This window comes from Rhizobium sp. BK399, from assembly GCF_014194695.1.
GTDB lineage: Bacteria > Pseudomonadota > Alphaproteobacteria > Rhizobiales > Rhizobiaceae > Rhizobium.
In genome coordinates this window covers 17,269-36,404 of record NZ_JACIAH010000012.1, presented here as the reverse complement: position 1 = coordinate 36,404, position 19,136 = coordinate 17,269, and the positions used below count along the sequence as shown (strand labels likewise).

17 protein-coding genes are annotated in these 19,136 nt (G+C 57.3%); 11 read left to right on the top strand and 6 right to left on the bottom strand.

Annotation, left to right across the window (positions count from 1 at the left end; translation table 11 throughout):
• Positions 1–4: 4 nt before the first annotated feature.
• From FHT97_RS21900 to FHT97_RS31010, 3 genes are all read left to right on the top strand, one after another.
• Entirely contained in the window at positions 5–505 is a 501-nt protein-coding gene (locus FHT97_RS21900; protein ID WP_183756743.1) for an Lrp/AsnC family transcriptional regulator, read from the top strand.
• Positions 506–598: 93 nt separating this feature from the next.
• Positions 599–814 (top strand): hypothetical protein, encoded by a 216-nt coding sequence (locus FHT97_RS31015; protein ID WP_246712725.1) that lies wholly within the window; start codon positions 599–601, stop codon positions 812–814.
• Between the two features lie 27 nt (positions 815–841).
• Positions 842–1,105: a Rid family hydrolase gene (locus tag FHT97_RS31010; RefSeq protein ID WP_312859764.1), complete on the top strand. Its 264-nt coding sequence runs from the start codon at positions 842–844 to the stop codon at positions 1,103–1,105.
• A gap of 69 nt (positions 1,106–1,174) precedes the next feature.
• Here the strand turns inward: FHT97_RS31010 and FHT97_RS21890 are convergent, their stop codons facing one another.
• The 6 genes from FHT97_RS21890 to FHT97_RS21865 all read right to left on the bottom strand — a co-directional run bounded on the left by FHT97_RS21890 (position 1,175) and on the right by FHT97_RS21865 (position 7,109).
• Positions 1,175–2,731: a PAS domain S-box protein gene (locus FHT97_RS21890; RefSeq protein ID WP_183864243.1), complete on the bottom strand. Its 1,557-nt coding sequence runs from the start codon at positions 2,729–2,731 to the stop codon at positions 1,175–1,177.
• A 612-nt stretch (positions 2,732–3,343) separates the two neighbouring features.
• The gene (locus FHT97_RS21885) at positions 3,344–3,523 is read right to left on the bottom strand and encodes a hypothetical protein (RefSeq protein ID WP_183756628.1); all 180 of its coding nucleotides are present in this window, start codon (positions 3,521–3,523) and stop codon (positions 3,344–3,346) included.
• A 233-nt stretch (positions 3,524–3,756) separates the two neighbouring features.
• Complete coding sequence (locus FHT97_RS21880; RefSeq protein ID WP_183864242.1) at positions 3,757–4,011, bottom strand: hypothetical protein; 255 nt, start codon at positions 4,009–4,011, stop codon at positions 3,757–3,759.
• 208 nt (positions 4,012–4,219) lie between these two features.
• A complete protein-coding gene (locus FHT97_RS21875; protein WP_183864241.1) occupies positions 4,220–4,591 on the bottom strand; it encodes a response regulator in 372 nt (123 codons plus the stop codon).
• Between the two features lie 95 nt (positions 4,592–4,686).
• Complete coding sequence (locus tag FHT97_RS21870; protein ID WP_183864240.1) at positions 4,687–5,319, bottom strand: response regulator; 633 nt, start codon at positions 5,317–5,319, stop codon at positions 4,687–4,689.
• A complete protein-coding gene (locus tag FHT97_RS21865) occupies positions 5,316–7,109 on the bottom strand; it encodes a sensor histidine kinase (RefSeq protein WP_348649634.1) in 1,794 nt (597 codons plus the stop codon). Before FHT97_RS21865 ends, FHT97_RS21870 begins: the two co-directional genes overlap by 4 nt.
• A gap of 397 nt (positions 7,110–7,506) precedes the next feature.
• Between FHT97_RS21865 and FHT97_RS21860 the strand changes: the two genes are divergently transcribed.
• The 8 genes from FHT97_RS21860 (at position 7,507) to FHT97_RS21825 (ending at position 19,129) form a co-directional block, all read left to right on the top strand.
• Positions 7,507–9,123, top strand: coding sequence for an arylsulfatase (locus FHT97_RS21860; protein WP_246712732.1), 1,617 nt, complete (start codon positions 7,507–7,509; stop codon positions 9,121–9,123).
• A gap of 227 nt (positions 9,124–9,350) precedes the next feature.
• The gene (locus FHT97_RS21855; RefSeq protein ID WP_183756623.1) at positions 9,351–10,985 is read left to right on the top strand and encodes an arylsulfatase; all 1,635 of its coding nucleotides are present in this window, start codon (positions 9,351–9,353) and stop codon (positions 10,983–10,985) included.
• A gap of 638 nt (positions 10,986–11,623) precedes the next feature.
• Positions 11,624–12,640: an HAD family hydrolase gene (locus FHT97_RS21850; protein WP_183756622.1), complete on the top strand. Its 1,017-nt coding sequence runs from the start codon at positions 11,624–11,626 to the stop codon at positions 12,638–12,640.
• Positions 12,641–12,748: 108 nt separating this feature from the next.
• Positions 12,749–13,597, top strand: a complete 849-nt coding sequence (locus FHT97_RS21845; protein ID WP_183756621.1) for a hypothetical protein — start codon at positions 12,749–12,751, stop codon at positions 13,595–13,597.
• A 121-nt stretch (positions 13,598–13,718) separates the two neighbouring features.
• Positions 13,719–15,944, top strand: coding sequence for a tetratricopeptide repeat protein (locus FHT97_RS21840; RefSeq protein WP_183756742.1), 2,226 nt, complete (start codon positions 13,719–13,721; stop codon positions 15,942–15,944).
• Between the two features lie 926 nt (positions 15,945–16,870).
• The gene (locus tag FHT97_RS21835) at positions 16,871–17,107 is read left to right on the top strand and encodes a hypothetical protein (protein WP_183756761.1); all 237 of its coding nucleotides are present in this window, start codon (positions 16,871–16,873) and stop codon (positions 17,105–17,107) included.
• A 796-nt stretch (positions 17,108–17,903) separates the two neighbouring features.
• Positions 17,904–18,146: a DUF982 domain-containing protein gene (locus tag FHT97_RS21830; protein WP_183756620.1), complete on the top strand. Its 243-nt coding sequence runs from the start codon at positions 17,904–17,906 to the stop codon at positions 18,144–18,146.
• Between the two features lie 257 nt (positions 18,147–18,403).
• Positions 18,404–19,129: a Crp/Fnr family transcriptional regulator gene (locus FHT97_RS21825; RefSeq protein ID WP_183756619.1), complete on the top strand. Its 726-nt coding sequence runs from the start codon at positions 18,404–18,406 to the stop codon at positions 19,127–19,129.
• Positions 19,130–19,136: the final 7 nt, after the last annotated feature.

Genomic DNA, 19,136 nt, shown 5'->3' with positions numbered 1-19,136 from the left:
GCCCATAAAGCTTGATGCGATCGACCTGCGCATACTCGACGCAATCCAGCGCGACGGTCGCATCACGAAACTGGCTCTCGCCGAAAAGGCGGGGCTTTCTGCCACCCCCTGCTGGATGCGCCTACGAAAGCTGGAGAGGGCTGGCATAATCATCGGCTATCATGCACAGCTGTCGCTGCGCCGGGTTGCACCCATTAGCAACGTCATGGTCCAGTTGACGCTTTCAAACCATCGGCAAGCCGATTTCGATCGGTTCGAACGAGCAATCCGCGAGATCCCGGAAATTGTCAGTTGCTGGTCGGTCGGCGGCGGTATCGATTATATCCTGAAGATCGTCGCGGCAAATATCGATGCCTATCAGCGACTGATCGATGAGCTTCTCGACCGGGAACTTGGCATATCCCGCTACTTCACCTACATCGTCACCAGGACCGTCAAGGAAGGTCCTATTGTTCCGGTATCGCTGCTGCTGGTCGACGACACTTGTACGGCCGCGGCTTTGTGATAGCTAGCACCTAAAAACCCGCCTGCATTCCCACCACTGCTGCAACCAACCTCGGCGCGTCGCGTTCTTCACGTGCAAATCCGAGATGCGACAATGAAAACCATTCTGCCTGTTGCGGCCGTAACCATGGCTTTGTCTGCTGGCGCCACTCTCGCCCAACGCAAAGAGGTGCGCCGTCGGCGCCCAGCAGACGCGCCAATTGAAACGGGAAACTGGCCGATGGCTATCGAGCACTCGTCCGTCGACGAGGAGGAGTCGCCACTCCAAACCGTCCGTATCATCGGCCAGACCGCCAGCTCCGCCGCCTGAGGCAGCGTTGGTGCACAAGCTGCCGAGATTCTTGAACGCGTTGATGCTCTCCTCTCAGCGGAAGGCACAGACAAGTCAGATCTGATCCAGGCCAATATTTGGCTCCGCGATCTCCGGTCATTTGCCGAAATGAACACCGTTTGGGAACGTTGGGTGCCTCCAGGCATAACCCCTCGCCGAACAACGTTCGAAGCTCACAAATATGCCCCCAATGCGATCTTCGGATCGACATCATCGCCTGGCGGAGGAGCCAGGAACCTTAGTCATAAAGCCGTTGAGGATGGCCATTGAACAGACAGCGCAGCCTCTCCTGAACTCGCTAAACGTGGTGCGGTTCTGCAATGCTTGGCGTTGCCTCCATTACGAGATTGCGGACGCCACGGATTCAGCCAACTGGCTCTGTGTAAAGGGTTTCGCCAGTCTGGGCAGATCACGGGACACGCCGCCTGGAATTTCCGCATATCCGCTGGCAAGAACGACGGGCAGGCCGGGTAGCCGTTTGCCTATTTCCGCGGCAAGCTCGCCCCCAGTCATTCGGGGCATGGCATGGTCGGTTACGACCAGATCTGGCAGCGGCCCTTGTTCCAGGAGCCGAAGCGCCTCCTCGCCAGAATACGCCTGCAATGTCTTATGACCGAGATCCTCCAGCATCAGGACGGTATTCATCAGGACAAGCGCATCGTCATCGACGACAAGCACGGTGAGTTCCCGCAGTAAAGGCACGCTGGAAGTATCAGGGTGCACGTCCGGCTCGATCGCCTCCCCTTCCTCTGCCAGAGGCACCCATAGTTCGGCGGTGGTTCCTCCTCCAGGGGACGACTTCAGAGCGAGCGCACCTCCGCCCTGAGCCATCAGTCCTTGGACCATCGACAGACCCAGTCCGGTGCCTTTGCCTATTCCCTTGGTGGTGAAAAAGGGCGCCGTCGCCTTCTCCAAGGTCTCAGCATCCATCCCCTCGCCGTCATCCGTCACGCTCAGGCATACGAATTCTCCTTGAATACCTTTGCCCTCATCTTTGCGAACCGACTGCTTTCTGGCCGAGAGCATGATGACGCCACCACGAGGCATAGCGTCGCGCGCGTTTACCACCAGGTTCAGGAGTGCGGTCTCCAATTGGTTGCCGTCGGCTTGAACTCTCGGCAGAACAAGCGGAAAGCTCGTGACGATTTCGATAGAGGGGCCAATCGACCTCTGAAGCAGACCGGCCATTCCCTTCACGAGGTCGGACACGTCCACAGGCTCGAGCTTGAGTTCTTGCTTGCGGGAGAAGGCAAGCAACCGCTGTGTCAGGGCGGCACCGCGCTTCGCCCCTTGGAGGGCGTTCTCGATCAGATCGGCATTGTCCTGACCCGCAAGAGCCCGTTTCTTCGCGATCTCGAGGCTGCCCAGTATGGCCATCAGCAAATTGTTGAAATCATGCGCGACACCGCCAGTGAGCTGGCCTACGGCTTCCATCTTCTGAGCCTGAAAGAGTTCGAGCTGTGCTCGTTCGAGAGCTTCCTGCGACTGCCGCTTCTCGGTGATGTCGCGTGTGATCTTGGCAAAACCGATAAGCGTGCGATCTTCGGCAAGGATTGCATCGATGATTACATTCGCCCAGAAGCGCGTCCCGTCTTTTCTGACCCGCCAGCCTTCCCTTTCGAACCGGCCCTCGCATGCGGCGATTTCTAGCGCCCTTCTTGGCAGGTCATCGGCCTTGTCCTCGTCGGTGTAGAACTGCGAGAAATGCCTTCCGATGATCTCCTCTGGCTCGTACCCCTTGATGCGGCGAGCCCCTGCATTCCAGCTCGATACGTGACCATTCGGATCGAGCATATAGATCGCGTAGTCGGTCACGCCTTCGACCAGAAGACGAAACTGCTCCTCGCTCCGGTTCAGATCTTCGGTCTGCCTACGCTTTAAAGGGTCAATGGCCATGCGGAATTCCAATTGCGTGTTTTTCGGGTAACTAGACCTCTGTCGTTCATTCGCAAGTCCAGCAGGCCCGACGCAAGCGCAATGGCTCGTTTACCCCCAGCCGATCGAAGGTATCGGCAAAAGAATCAATGGCCTGCCTAGGTGGCTTGACCGAGCCTTCGAGGCGCGCGCCAGTCGACCCTAGTGCATCCCGTTTCCGCTGCAAACCTTCCCCCGACTTCGCAGTAAGCTCGATTACGTTGGCGGCAGGTACCGCCCGGTGACCTCTCCCTGTCCGCGAAACGATACGCGTCCGCGTTTGTTCCACCACGTTATCGGCTCCACCAGATGATCACGACCAGCACTTTGGTCTTGACCGTGCTTGGGCCAAACGCTGCGCAGCGGACCAGCGGCGTTGCCCGACGTCCCGCCCGCACGATTCAACGCGTTCGTCAGGATGAGGCTGCAGGCGCGTTCGACGAAGGGCAGATTTTGATATGAACAAGCGGCACCCGTGTGTCGCGACTATCATATTGGGATCATGGCAACCGCCGTTGCTCGTCATGCGATGTTAGGTATCGGCGACCGTGTGTTGTCTCCGCAGCTCACCGAGAGCGATCGGTCGTGGGGAGATTATCTCGTATCGCATTCACGAACGACTTCGGGGACACTGTCAGTGTGGGGACCAGCCGTCGGCTGGTGAACGATGGCAGACTTCTGCTCGAGATAGAGGAGGTTGAGGAGGTCCACCAGGTCGTCAGCTTCTTCCCAATCGAGCGAATTGATCCGCACGTCGCCGACGACCGCGACCAAGCCCGTCGTCCTGTCAACGATGGCCCAGCGATTTGTCCCATCCCGACTGGCTTGAATTTCGAATCGTGTGAGCATGGGCGCCTGTTTAACGAAAGCTCTGGCCGTTGGGAATTGTTCGCTATCGAGCTGAACGCGATGAGACAGCCAGTCTCATAGGGCCTTTCGGCTTCTTCGACACCTTCAAACTGCCACTGCAGTGTTTAAGTGCACCGTCTGTTACCCTCAGATCTGCACTAATCCCCGAGATCGTCGCCCAACTGTCGGGGAAACCCGAAGCGAAACGGCCACGCGGCGACGCGGACTTCCCACAAGGACAATAGATCCGCCAAAGGAGCACCGATTCCAACCACGCCGTCCGTTCCGTTTGCAGCCGGAGGATCGGCATAGACATAGCTGATCTGGTTGCTGCGCGTGCCTTTGACAAAAGTATTCGGCGAAAGGCGTTTCATCGTCGCCAAACGCTTGAGCGTGTTGGTGCGCTGAGCCACAAAGCACGCGGCTGCCAGGTTACTTCCGTTGGTTGCGACCGAGCCCTGGGCTGTCGTACAGCCACAAAAGGGCGATCGCCAGTAATGTTGCAAGCACCGCAACCGGAGCTGCGCGTCCAGCACGACCTACAATTAGATCGATGTTCATATCATTGCCTGAGATAGATCCATTGGCACTCGCCATTCGACATTTGTGCTATCTGCAAAATCACGATTGCAGTGCCTTGTTGATCGCGGCGATGAGAGCGGCTCCTGCAAACGGTTTTTGCAAATATGCAATGCACCGCGTCCGCTCGGCGGCCTTCTTCAGGAGCTCGTCCTCGAGGGCAGTGATAAATATGACGGGCAGCGTTGAACCAGCCATGTCCAACTTCGACTGCAATTCGAGACCGGTGATCCCCTCCAGATCGATATCCAACACGAGACAATCAATCGCAGCCTCCGAATCTCTGTTGAGAAAGGCCTCAGCCGATGCGTACTCGACGGCCGAAAACCCGTAAGCATTTACAAGCCGTGCGACGCTTCGGCGAAGACTCCCGTCGTCATCGACGACAGCAACTGTACGGCTCTTCTTTCCCACCTCAGGCCCTCCACGTGAAAGTGCGCGAGATCCGATGGGTCACTGTAGGCGTGTTGGCGGTTGGGGGATATTGCCCTAAGGGGAAAACCCATCGATCATGGCTCTGAACCTCCCGCAGGACGGTCGACGAAACCCGCATTTGCCGCAATCAACACTACGTCAGCCAGCGAGCGTGCTCCGAGCTTCTCCATCACCTGGTGGCGGTGAACCTTGACGGTTCGCTCAGATATGCCAAGCGCGAACGCTATCTGCTTGTTAAGCTGCCCACGCACGATCATCTCGAAAACGCTGGTTTCCCGCAGGCTCAAGCTCTTCACCCGCATTTGCTGCGCCTTGATATGCTCGCGCTGCGCCCGCTGCTTTTCAGATCGATTGAGCGCACGCTCGATCGTCTCAAGCAGGACCGCTGCAGAACCTGGTTTCTCTAGAAAATCCTCGGCACCTGCCTTCATCGCCTCAACGCTTGCCTTGATATCTCCTTCTCCGGTGAGAAAGACGATCGGAAGCAGCGGCGCCCTGTCCCGCAATTGCTGTTGAATTTCCAAACCGGACAGCCCAGGCATTTGCAGGTCAAGCAGAACACAGCCCGTCGCGCCGTCTTCCACGCAAGCCAGGAACTCGTCTCCGGACCCGTACCCCCTGACCGTGCGCCCATGAGCCGAAAGCAGCCTCTCGGTCGCAATACGGTAGGATTGGTCATCATCGACAATATGGATGATCGGTTTCATTCCGGTTCCTCCTGCCGCTTGACCAGAGGCAGGTCTATACGAAAAATCGCGCCACTCTCAGGCAGGTTGTAGGCTGATATCGCGCCACCATAGGTCTCAACAATGGCCCGCGCTATGGAAAGGCCAAGGCCCGTCCCTGCCTGCTTGGTTGTATAGAAAGGCTCAAATATACTGGGCAGACAGTCTTCTGGTATTCCTGTGCCGGTATCGGCGACACACAGGGCCGCCCTGTCATTTGATACGCCCGTTATGAAGGTCAAGGTCTTTCGCACCCGTGCAACCTCCGACATGGCGTCCATCGCGTTGGCTGCAAGATTGAGGACGACCTGCTGCACGTGGACCTTGTCGGCGCGGACCATGAGCTTGTCGGCCGCCTCGGTCGCCTTCAACGTGACCCCTCGCCGTTCCGCCTCCCCGTGGATGATTTGAATGGCACTCGAAGTAACGTCGTTGAGGTCGAACTCCTGCCAATCGATGTCGCTTCTCTTTTTCAGAAGCCCCCTCATCCTGCCGATGATGTCGCTTGCCCGCTTGTCGTCTTCCTGGATGTCGACCAGAATCTGCTGGATCAATTGCAGGTCCGGGCTCCTCCCCCGGAGCAATTCGGATGCGGCCTCAGCGTTGTTGCGAATGGCTGACAGCGGCTGGTTCAGCTCGTGGGCGATCGACGAAGACAGGGCTCCCGCTGTTGCCGACTGGTTCAGGTGAACGGCTTCGAGCAGGTGAATGCGGGCCCTGCTCTCTGCTGCACGACGACGGCGCCGCTCCAGCAACAGAATGGCGATGACGGTTGCCTGCATCGTTACGACACCGAATGTCGCTGTCACCACCAGCCAGTGCTCCTGCCAGAGGCTCATTTTCTGGTGCATTATGATTGTGCCGGCTGGCAGGTTCTGCAGCGAAAGGCCCCAGCGCTGCAATTGCCGCGCATCGGCAAAATAGGTCTGAGGTGCGTCGACATCCTGCCCCGGTCTGCCGGCAATCGCATTGAGGACCAGATCGGCAACGGTTTGACCGAGGCTATCGAATGTGACGGTGTTGCCTCCGACAACACCATAGTCGACGTAGGTTTGATAGGGCCCGTAGATCGGTGCACTGGCAGTCGCTGCGATCTGCCTGACGGCCTCGCGTGGGATGAAATTGCGGCCGGTCCTGTCCTTGAAGATCGTCAACATAAGGATAATGCTATCCCTTGGCACGTGAGCTGATCGGTCGACAAACTCGTCAATCGTCAGATCTTCCACATATGTCGTGTCATAACGGGCGGCGAACTCGCCAAGAGCGGCGCGCGCCGATGCCAGCCATTCCCGGTCGAAGTCTGCCGATCCGCCGATGATATAGAGGTGACGGGCGTCTGGCTGGAGGCGGCGGGCCATCTCCGCGGTTTTCAGGATGTCGAAGGTTGAGAAGGCACCGATCACCTCCTTCGGCAGGCCGATCTTTTCTGCAGTCGAGCTGCCGAAACCGGCCGCGACTATTTTCGCACCGGGAGCAATCGCGTCCCGATTCGCCGTTATGAAGATGGCGGCTTCTTTTCCGAGGGCAACGACGACATCGGGGCGACGAGCTTCGTATTTTCTGGCGAGGTACTCTCCCATGCGTTTGGCATGATCGGTTTCCGGAAACCTTGATAGATCCAGGAACTCGGAAAACAGGTCGATCCTGCTGTTCGTCGCCTCGATCAGGCGGCTTCGCAGTGCTTCTCCGGCAACGGTCGTTGCCACGATCCTCTCGTCATAGGGGTAGACAATAAGGATGCGTGGTGCCCGGCCTGCAACGGGGGGGAGTATTTCGGAGGCGGCGGGAAAGCAGTTGAATGCAACGAACAAGATCGTCGCCAGCCAAAGCCTGGTATATTGAGTTCGAACCCGTGCTTCGCCCCAACACATTTGTCCGCCCCCCAAAGGCGGGCAAACAATAACAGCTGCCCGCTGTAGTGTCACCTACCGAAATACTACTGATGATTGCCCGGATTCCCTAAAGGGCAATTTCGGCGGATTCCTGCATCGAGTAGGATCTGCTCCGGTCGGCTGGAGCACACTCCCCTTATCATTCGACCGCTTGAAGCCCGCCCGGGTGAGTTGATGCGGGCGTAGCCACCGTCGTCAATCCAGGCATCCAATGGAAGGATTTGAGATGAGTAGCAGAACCTATTTTGGCTGCATCGGAGCCCTTGCATCTCTCACGATGCTATGCGGGACCTCTCCCGTGCAAGCTCAGGAGCCTCAGCGTAAACCAAATATCCTGTTCATCGTTTCGGATGATACCGGATTGGGCGATCTTGGCCCTTATGGCGGCGGCGAAGGCCGCGGCATGCCAACCCCCAATATCGACCGGCTCGCCGATGAGGGCATGACCTTCTTTTCCTTTTACGCGCAACCCAGTTGCACCCCTGGACGCGCCGCGATGCAAACGGGGCGGATCCCGAACCGCAGTGGCATGACGACGGTCGCGTTCCAGGGCCAGGGCGGCGGCCTGCCTGCGGCAGAGTGGACACTCGGATCGGTATTGAAGCGCGGTGGCTACCACACCTATTTCACCGGGAAGTGGCATCTCGGAGAGTCGGACTACGCATTGCCCAATGCCCAGGGCTACGACGAAATGCGCTATGCGGGCCTCTACCACCTCAACGCCTACACTTACGCCGATCCGACCTGGTTCCCCGATATGGATCCCAAATTGCGGGAGATGTTCCAGAAGGTCACCAAGGGGGCATTGTCGGGAAAGGCCGGTGGTCCGGTGACGGAAGATTTTAAGATCAATGGCCAGTATGTCGATACACCTGTCATCGACGGCAAGGAAGGCGTGGTCGGCATTCCGTTCTTCGACGGCTATGTCGAGAAGGCTGCGCTGGAGTTCCTCGATGAGGCCGCCAAGAAGCCGGACGAGCCCTTCTACATCAACGTCAACTTCATGAAGGTCCACCAACCGAACATGCCGGCGCCGGAATTCGAGCACAGGTCGTTGTCGAAGAGCAAGTATGCGGATTCGGTCGTCGAACTCGACACCCGAATTGGCCGGATCATGGACAAGTTGCGTGAAACCGGAATGGACCGCAACACATTGGTTTTCTACACCACGGACAATGGGGCCTGGCAGGATGTCTATCCCGATGCCGGGTATACCCCATTGCGCGGCACAAAGGGTACGCTGCGTGAAGGCGGCAACCGGGTTCCGGCCGTTGCCGTGTGGCCCGGCAAGATCAAACCGCGAAGCAAAAATCACGATATCGTAGGAGGCCTCGATCTGATGGCGACCTTCGCCTCGGTCGGCGGTGTTCCCTTGCCAGACAAGGACCGCGAGGACAAGCCGATCATTTTCGACAGCTACGACATGTCGCCAATCCTGCTCGGTACAGGAAAGTCGGAGCGCAAGTCATGGTTCTACTTCACGGAGAACGAGCTTTCGCCCGGCGCGATACGCGTGAACAACTACAAGTTTGTGTTCAATCTTCGTGGCGATGACGGCGCCCTGACCGGTGGTTTGGCGGTCGATTCAAACCTCGGCTGGAAGGGACCGGACAAATACGTCGCCACAGTGCCGCAGGTGTTCGACCTCTGGCAGGATCCCCAGGAACGCTATGACATCTTCATGAACAACTTCACCGAGCGGACATGGATGGGCGTCGTCATGGGTGAAGAACTGAAGAAAATCATGGCGACCTATATCGAATATCCGCCGAGAAAACTGCAAAGCATGGGCTACACCGGTCCGATCACGATCTCTAACTATCAACGGTTCCAGTGGGTACGAGACGAGCTTGCGAAGGAAGGCGTATCCATCACTTTGCCGAGCGGCAACTGAATTTGATCTGGCGGCCTACCCCGCCGCCACCGCACAACATCGGTAATGAAAGGAGGCTGTCGGGGGCACGCATCGGAAATTCCTCTTATCTCGGCGAATTGGCATCTCCGGGATCGTCCTGTTCAATCGTCACCCTGGAATTTCTTCGCGCGTCTTCGCGTCCAGGGTGCGACGAGGACTGGATCCTTATGTCAAGTGGGGCGACGGAAACTCAAGGGAGAAATGCGATGAGACAAGGCATTCTGGCGACCGTCCTGCTATGTGGCAGTGCGCTGTTGTTCGGCGGGCAAGCGCCCGCACGGGCTCAAGAGCAATCGAAACCCAATATCCTGGTCATCATGGGCGATGATATTGGCATGTGGAACATCGGAGCCTATCACCGCGGCTTAATGGCCGGCCGCACCCCCAATCTCGACAAGATCGCCAAGGAAGGCATGCTGTTCACGGACTATTATGCCGAGGCCAGTTGTACGGCGGGTCGGGCCAACTTCATCACCGGCGAGCTGCCGATCCGAACGGGCATGACAACCGTTGGGCAGGCCGGCGCCGCGACTGGCCTGCCGGCGGAGGCGGTGACTTTGGCCACTGTCTTAAAGTCAATGGGCTACGCCACCGGCCAATTCGGCAAGAACCATCTCGGTGACAAGAACGAGTTCCTGCCGACCGTTCACGGCTTCGATGAGTTCTTCGGCTACCTCTACCATCTCGACGCGATGGAGGATCCGGCTCATCCGAACTATCCGCAGGATCTGTTGAACGTGGTCGGGCCGCGCAACATGGTTCACAGTTGGGCGACTGACACGGATGATCCAACCGAGATGCCGCGTTGGGGTAAAATCGGCAAGCAGAGGATCGAGGATGCAGGCACTCTCTATCCCAAGCGGATGGAAACGGTCGACGACGAGATCCGCGACTTCGCAACAAGCTTCATGGCGAAGGCCAAGCAGGACAACAAGCCCTTCTTCGTCTGGCTGAACCCCACCCGTATGCACATCGTCACCCATCTCTCTCCGAAGTACGAGGCGATGCGAAATGCTGAGAACGGCTGGTCGGAAGAGGAAGCCGGGATGGCACAACTGGACGACGACGTTGGGCTCGTCATGCAGAAGATTAAAGAGCTTGGCGAGGACGACAACACCATCATCCTGTTCACGACCGACAATGGAACGGAAGTGTTCACGTGGCCCGATGGGGGACAGACACCTTTTGCGCAGTCAAAGGGTACCGTTCTGGAAGGTGGATTCCGCGTGCCTGCACTTCTACGCTGGCCTGGACATGTCCCGGCGGACGTGGTGCAGAACGGCATTTTCTCCGGTCTGGACTGGTTGCCGACCTTTGTTGCGGCAGCCGGCAATCCCAACATCACCAACGAATTGCTGCAAGGCAAAACGATAGGAGACCGGACATACAAGAACCATCTTGACGGCTACGATCAGACGGCCGCTATCACCGGCAAGGGACCGTCTGCACGTCACGAGATCTTCTACCTCGGTGAAAGCACGGTCGGCGCGGTGCGCATCGACGACTACAAGTTCCGTTTCATCGACCAGCCCCAGGGATGGGTTGGCGAAAAGACCCATCCTGACGTTCCCTACATCACTAACCTGCGACTCGACCCGTTCGAGCGGACTGGTTGGCCCAACAACGGAACGAAAGAAGGCGGGCAGCAGTACTTCGACTGGTTCAAATACCAATTCTGGCGTTTCGTGTTCGTTCAGCAATTGGTCGGAAAGGAACTCCAGACCTTCCTTGACTTTCCTCCAATGCAGCGGGGCGCCAGCTTCAATCTGGACGCCGTCAAGGCCGAGATGCAGACACGCATGGCCCAGGCTGCGGCGGCGGCAAAGGGTACCGGCAACTGATGGAGCCGATCTTGCTGCAGGCGGTCTCACCAGACTGCCTGCAGGCGGAAGGTGCCGACAAAGCACGCAACAACCGACTGTGTTGACAAGGTGACTTTGTTTCTAGCGAGAAGCCGGTTCGTCGTTACCCGACTGAGGCGCAAGTTCTTTCAGCGTCAGCCATAATAGCGGCAAAACTGCATCCTTCATCCTGTCGTCCGACTGGCCTGTCTCCCTCGGCGGCGAGGTAGTGCCACCGACGAAAACACTGCCGTTGATTGCTCGCGGGCTTTGATTCCCGAAAGGGCAATATCGAAAAAAAACGCCATGGGATACGGTTTTATGGCAGCGGGAGCCCCTCGCCGCGCCATGCGGTCTTTTCGAAAAGAGGTCGTGTTCCGCCCCATGCGACACCCGTATCAACCGACATCCAATGGAAGGATTTGAGATGAGTAGCAGAACCTTTTTTGGCTGGATCGGGGCGGTGGAGTTGGGGCTGCACTCGTCCGATCACGATTTCGAACTCTCAAAGTATCCAGCGGGTACACACGAGCTTGCGGTCGCATCCACCACCTTGCCGAGCGGCAACTCATCCCGATGTGGGGCCAACAAGGCCGCCACTTCCCCAAGTGACATAAGCAATTCAGGAGGATGCCGAAATGGAGGCCACGCGTCGCAAATTCCTCACAAGTTCACGAAATGGCATCCTCGCGATCGGTCTTCCTCTGTGGGCCGGGCCGACAACCGCCTGGGCACAGAGTGACCCGTTGCCTTCCTGGAACGAGACCGCGTCAAAGGCCGCCATCGTCTCCTTCGTTGGTAGGGTGACAAAGCAGGGCTCTGCGGACTTCGTAACGGAGGCGGAGCGGGTCGCGGTGTTTGACAATGACGGCACTCTTTGGGTCGAGCATCCGATGTACACGCAGCTTGCCTTCGCCCTCGATCGCGTGAAGACGCTCGCTCCGCAGCATCCGGAATGGAAAGATACACAACCGTTCAAGGCCGTGCTTGACGGCGACATGAAGGCTCTCGCCGCGTCAGGCGAAAAAGGCCTCGTGGAACTCATCATGCTGACCCATGCGGGAATGACGACAACCGAGTTTAGAAAGGTTGTCACCGACTGGCTTTTCACCGCACGAGATCCGAAGTTCAAGCGTCCTTACACGGAACTTGTCTATCAGCCGATGGTCGAACTGATGGCCTATCTTCGCGCCAATGGATTCAAGACCTTCATTGTTTCGGGAGGCGGCGTGGAATTCATGCGGCCGTGGACAGAAAAGGCCTATGGCGTGCCCCCGGAACAGGTGATCGGTTCCTCTATCAAGACCGAATTCAGGATGCAGGACGATATGCCGACCTTGTACCGGCTTCCGGAGGTCAATTTTATAGACGACAAGGCCGGGAAGCCGGTTGGGATCAATGAAGCGATCGGGCAAAGGCCGATTGCCGCCTTCGGCAACTCGGATGGCGACCTCGAAATGCTGCAGTGGACAACCATGGCAGGGGCGCCCGCGCGCCTTGGCATGCTCGTTCATCATACCGATGCCGACCGTGAATATGCATATGACCGCGAAACGGACTTCGGGCGCCTGGACAAGGCCCTCGACGCAGCCGCGATAACTGGTTGGACCTTGATCGACATGAAAGCCGACTGGAAGCAGGTTTTCAAGGATTGAGACCCGGCGACTTGCGTCAGGACGACAGCAACAGTGTCGAGCTGAGCTCCATCATCACGTCAAGTATGGACAGGGCTTTTACCTGTCCCCACCTTGGAGGCTACCGCCATGAACGTCTTTCAGATTGCCAGCCTGATCGTTACTGCAGGCGTTGCTCTTGGTAATGCCCATGCGCAGGACGCTCCGAAAAAGCCGCATGTACCGCTCGAAAAAGGCATCGGCGTCGTCACGCCGACCGGGCCGGTACCGTCTCTGGCAGTGATCAACTCTGCGGGCGCTCGGATTGAAAACGGAAAACTCGTACTCAATGGCGTTGCCGCCAATTCGATCGTGTTTGCCGACCGGCCGGTACGGGCTGCCGGACATGTGATGACGGATCAGTTCATCATGCAATGGGACGATGGCAAGGACAATTTCGCGGTCGATCCACCGAATGCGACGGTCTCGGTGCTGGGGGGCGACGGGTCTGATGTGAGCGACGCTGTCGTGACATTGAAGACCCCGAAACTTGATGGCACGACGCTGACATTCGACATCACCGTTCTTGAGGGAAGCCTCAATGGCGCGACGGGGCCGGCCGCAGTCTTTATTGATCACTTCGGCGGAGGGGGTGGATTTGGCGGAGGTGGGTTTGGCGGAGGAAGTTTTGGCGGCGGTGGCTTCCGTGGAGGCGACTTTGGCGGAGGTAGCTTTGGCGGACGTGATTTTGCAGGGGGCGACTTCCGTGGAGGTTTTCGAGACGACGACGTTCATACCGGCGATACCAACATCAACCGTGTGAGTGGCACCTACTGGCATGCCCCCGTCTATCGCGGCGCCTGGTATCGCGGTGCCCCTGTCGCCACCGGTGTCGTAGCGGGCGCGGCTATCGGCGCGGCAGCAACACGCCCCTACTACTATAACAACTACTACAACAACCAGCAGTGCGGCTACTATCCCTTCCCGCCGTGCTACTGATGCCCGCCGTCGTCACGCCGCCAGGCGGCGTGACATTCCACAAGAGCAGCGTTGGAGCAGCTGAGTGATAACGTTCGATCGGTCATTGGCCGCGTGGATAACAGTATTGCCGGTCCTTCTGATGATTTTGTTCCTGGGACGGAGCGCTTTTGCCGACACTGTCCCTGCCTCCAGTCCTGACCCCCGGATAAGCATGCATAATGGTTTCGTTGATGAAACCGCTTGCGCTTCCTGCCATCAAGATCAAGCCGCTGCTTTCAAGCGATCCCACCACGCCAACGCAATGGCACTTGCCAACGGCAGTACAGTTCGCGGTGATTTCAACAATGTCAGGTATGAGCACGATGGCATTGTAACGACTTTCCATCGCCGCGATGCCCGGTTCTTCGTGAAAACCGAAGGATCGGACGGAAAGGAAACCGAGTTCGAAGTTCGATACACCTTTGCCTACGAGCCGCTGCAGCAGTATCTCGTTGAAACCGGCGCAGGACGACTACAGGCACTCGACGTCGCATGGGACACGACCGGAAAGCAATGGTTCTGGCTTGGCAATGACACACCGCGCAAACCCGGCTCGACCTATCACTGGACCGGGCCGTTTTATCGTTGGAACCGCACCTGCATCGACTGCCATTCGACCGACCCTCAAGCAAACTTCCAACCTGCGACGAACGAATACAAATCGACCTATGTCGCAACGAGCATCGGCTGTCAGTCCTGTCACGGACCTGGTGCAAAACATGTCGCCTGGGCGGCAAAGGGCCAGGACCATCCAGGTGATCAGGCGGACCCTGGACTTTCCAGGGTCGATGCCAATGCCTGTCTGGCTTGCCATTCCAGACGAGTACGCCTTCGAGACGGCTACGAGCCCGGAAAGCCGTTTCTCGACTACTTTTCTCCCGCATTGCTGCGAAGCGATCTCTATTTTCCCGATGGACAGATACGTGATGAAGTCTTTGAGTACGGTTCGTTTCAGCAAAGCAAAATGGCAGCGGCTGGAGTGACATGCCTTGATTGTCATCGTCCACATGAGGCGGGTTTGAAGACCGAAGGCAACGCGCTTTGCACCCAGTGTCACACGCAGACCAAGCTGGACCGCTTCGTCAAGCAGGATCCGAGCGGCCTGTTCGACGACCCTTCTCATACCCATCATCCTGTCGGATCGGCCGGCGCGCAATGTGCCAACTGTCATATGCCCGAACGGACATACATGAAGGTCGATCCGAGACGGGACCATTCGTTCGTCATTCCCCGGCCGGATCTGTCGATGACCTTCTCAACGCCGAACGCATGCACGACGTGTCATACCGATAAAGATGATGACTGGGCCGCCAGGACCATGGATAGATGGTACGATTTTGGCTGGCGCAATCGTCCAACCATCACCCACGCATTCGCAGCTTTGGAAAACCGCACGCAAGCAGCGGAGCAGGCATTGCGAAAGCTCGTCAATGACCGAAATCAGCCGGGAATCATAAGGGGAAGCGCCATCACCCGATTGAGCCAGATCGCAGGTGAGGATGTTACCGCAGATATTCACGCAGCATCATCTGATCCGGATCCATTGGTCAGACTCGGCGCATCCGAGGCCGCATCGAACATTCCGCCGGAGCGCAGGCTGGATGCGATCGGGGATCTGCTCGGTGATGAAATGCGAGCGGTTCGTATCGCAGCGGCGACTGCTCTCGGCAACACGCCCGCCGAGGTGTTCGGCAGCCAACGACCGGGCTTCGAGGCCGCGGTCGAAGACCTGCGCAGCTACGTCAGTTCAAACGCTGATTTTGCAGAGACGCAGAGCAATTACGGATTCTTCCTGTTTGGCCAACACCGTATACCGGAGGCCGAGGGATACTTCAAACGAGCGATTAGCCTTGACCCGACACTTGAAGGTGTCCACGTCAACCTTGCGGAATTTTATCGTGCCATCGGGCAGAACGATAAGGCCGAACAGGCCTACGCCGAAGCAATTTCAGTGTCGCCGGAGCGCGCGGAGCTGCGATTTGGGCATGGGCTCGCTCTGGTTCGCAGCAAGCGACTGGACGATGCGATTGTCGAGCTTGAACAAGCGGTGCGGCTGGATCCCCGGAGCCCGCGGTACAAGACGACGCTTACCGTCGCGCTGGACTCAATCGGAAAGACCCAAGAGGCTCTGAACAGGCTCGATCACTGGGCATCCGAGACGTCCGATCCGGCCATTTCAGGCCTGGCACTGGAATACAGTCTGAAGCTGCAGCTGCTGCCGCAGGCGTTGAAGTTTGCGGAACAATTGGCAAGGCTGAGACCGCAAGACCAACGGATTTCTGACCTCGTCCGACGGTTGCGAGCGGCGACAACCAATCCCAACTAGACTGGCCATGGAGGCTTCGCAATTTCAGATTATTGCGCGCTAGGTAGCACTTCAAGAGACCGCCGGAGCGAACTTAAAACTGGATAAAACTTGGGGGCAAGGTCGAATGTGTTGAGATCTGGTTCTGGCGACGAGCTTTCCTGGAGACGCTACTGATCAGGCCTTGTTGACGGCGGGCGGAGTGGCCCTAGGGCTGCCAAAAGATCTCTGGATGTCTTATGGCCCTTGAGAAAAAGGTCCAATAGTCTGGACGCAGCAACGCTGCCCACGAGACTGTTCGGATCAACCTTAGTCTCCTTGCACCACTGGGAGAACGCGTCGAATACCGGAGAAAGATCATCGAACGAAATTGTACGGAGCATTTCCGACACTCATCGCCCTCCAACTTAGAGGGGCGAAAGCAACTCGTGTGCTTCCAGTCGATCGTAGCCAGGAGATGCCGACCGATAGATAAAACCCTATGGAGGATTAAGAACGGCCGCAATTAACTTTGACATAGCGTGATGCGCTGATGTTAATCGTATTTTACATCTTGTCGGTCGCCGGCGTGCTACTGGGCGGCATCCTGGGAACCATGATAAGACGGTGTACCGCGCATCATCTGGATTTCAAAACCGGGCCCCTGCCCCGGTCCCTGCACTTCCCAACGGGCGCCCACCCTCCCCTTTCACATGCGCCCGGTCGCGCGGCTGGGCGCCTCTCGACTGCGAAGCGGCGTTTCGTCGGCGAGGAGGCGTCTTGGACGCCACGATTTTCCATCTAGCGATTAAATAAGGCAAAAAAAATGAGCTTAGAAGGCGGGGGCGGTCAAACCCTTCGCGTTTCCTTTTATTTCTAACACCCTAAGTATCCCGGGTCGGCCCATAGACAACTGGCGGGACCGCTTGAGAGATAACTGTGCTCTTGCCGACCAAGAGAGCACGGACATGACGAAGTCTTTATCTTCCTCTCTCGATGAACTTCAAATGAAGATTGTTCTGGACGCGGTTCAAGAGTGGTGCTCAACACGTCGAGTGGATATCGATAGTGATGAAGGCCGCTGGGCAATGACAGTGGCCGTTGACCGTATTCAGACTGTCGATCCATATTCTGCCGCCGCCACTGATGAAATGGTGCGGTACCTTAGTTCCGCTTGCAGTTCCGAAGCGACCCACAAAGCGTAACCAAACTCCTGCGCTTGCCGATAATTTGCTGATGGACAGCCTGCGCAATTCTGCCCGTACGTGCCGAACCTGCGGGTGGACTGCAAGAGGATAGCTACCATGCCTCTCTCTAAGAGTGGTGGACCTACTGGCCCTGTCGATGGCATTGGGCGACGCCCCGTGAAGCCGAGCACGCTGCCGAAGCCCCGTGGAAATACAATCTCAATTTGTGGTTTTGCTGAAAGGCTGATAAAAACAAAAAATTGCATTAATTTCTTTGCATCCCGAGCCACTCTCGGGCATGATGACTTCATCAGCAGCCATTGTTAAGGGCGCTTCTGACTAGGGCTTGGGCCCTCGCCCCAATTAGAAGGAGGACGTCAGTGTCTTCCCCACTCGGCTACGTCTTACATTCCAGGGACCTGACGATGCTGCAAGGCGTCTTGGAGGAAGCTGGATACAATTCTGCCAAAAGTGTTGCGCATCCTGAGCGATACGACCTTGCGGCGAAGCTTCTGATACAACGCTTTCAAGGTGGGATGACTTCCGCCGACGACCTAACCAGGGAACTGAAAAGGGTCCTCGGCACGACGATTTCTGCAATGTCTCCACCGAGCTTCGAGCGGACGCGCGCCTCTATTCAGGGACTGCCATTGCCATAGAAACGTCGGGGAACGGCCTTGCTTCTCCAACTGCCCATGTAGACTGACAAGCGGGATTCGAGGAAGGATCGCGCGGGTGACGAATGTTTCTCACTCACATTGTGCGCGGGCTAATCGTGTAATCCACTAATCCGCGAATTTGGCCGGCCACGCTTATGTCAACACTTGAATGGGTCATCGTAATTGTAGAGCGCAACCGTTCATTCCACACCGTGTCGTCTGCAGAGCAAGCTCTTCAGCTGCTTCTCAAGAACTGGCCAGTTACCACCGGCACCACCTTTATCTCGGCGATGGAGGCTTGTGCCGGCGCGCTTAGAGGGGCGGTCAGCCAGGGAGAAGCGCAAGCCGCATTTCTCGCCGCAGCTCTTCAAGCGGGAGTCGTGTTTCGGAACGCCTAATTCCTCCCGTACTTCCTGGCGGCCGTTGCGTTAAAGCCCCGCCTTATCAGATCGATTGCGTAAAAAGCTGTGGCTGGGCGAAACGGCAAAGAGATGTGGGTCGCAAGTTAAGAAAAACTAGAACAATGCCTCGCGCACGGTAACACCGAAATCGTACGAACCTGCTGTGGCACTGGCGGAACATTTGACCACGCCGTACGGTTAGACTTCTATTCATAGGCGTTTGGTAACACCCAAGCTCCGGCATGGAGCAAGAAATGGTACGCCTCGACCAATCGAATGTCGGCAACACTCTTCTGCGGACGATCAGTGCGCAAACCTTCGGCCGGCTCGCTCACGGCATGGAGCGCGTCGACCTGCCCACCAAACATGTTCTCGTCGAGGATAGTGTCCCTCCCGACTACATCTATTTTCTGGAGAGCGGCCTTGGGTCCATGGTCGTCACCAGTTCCGACGACGAAGCTATCGAAGTGGGGCATATCGGCCGGGAAGGCGCGTCCGGTATGCATCTGATGCTCGCCATAGAGGGAGCGCCCGGGCGGACCTTCATGCAAGTGGCTGGCAGTGGCATCCGCGTCCCAGCATCGCTATTCATGAAAGCAGTCACTGAGGATGAGGAAACCCGGGCCTTTTTTCTTCGTTATTTTCATACCACCGTCGTCCAGCTCAGTCATTCGGCCTTGGCCAATGCCCGATACAATATGCAGGAACGGATGGCTCGATGGCTTTTGATGTGCCATGATCGCCTCGATGGCGACAATCTCGGTGTGACCCACGAGTTCCTAGCGCTGATGCTGGGAGTTCGTCGTTCGGGTGTTACCGAACAGCTTCACGTCCTGGAAGGTATACGGGCCATTCGGTCCACACGCGGAAACATCCACGTGCGGGATCGAGAGAAGCTGATAACTATCGCAGGCGGCAGCTATGGGATTCCCGAACGCGAGTATGAGCGAGTTCTAGGATTGCCGCTTAGGGTAAAGTGAGTCGATA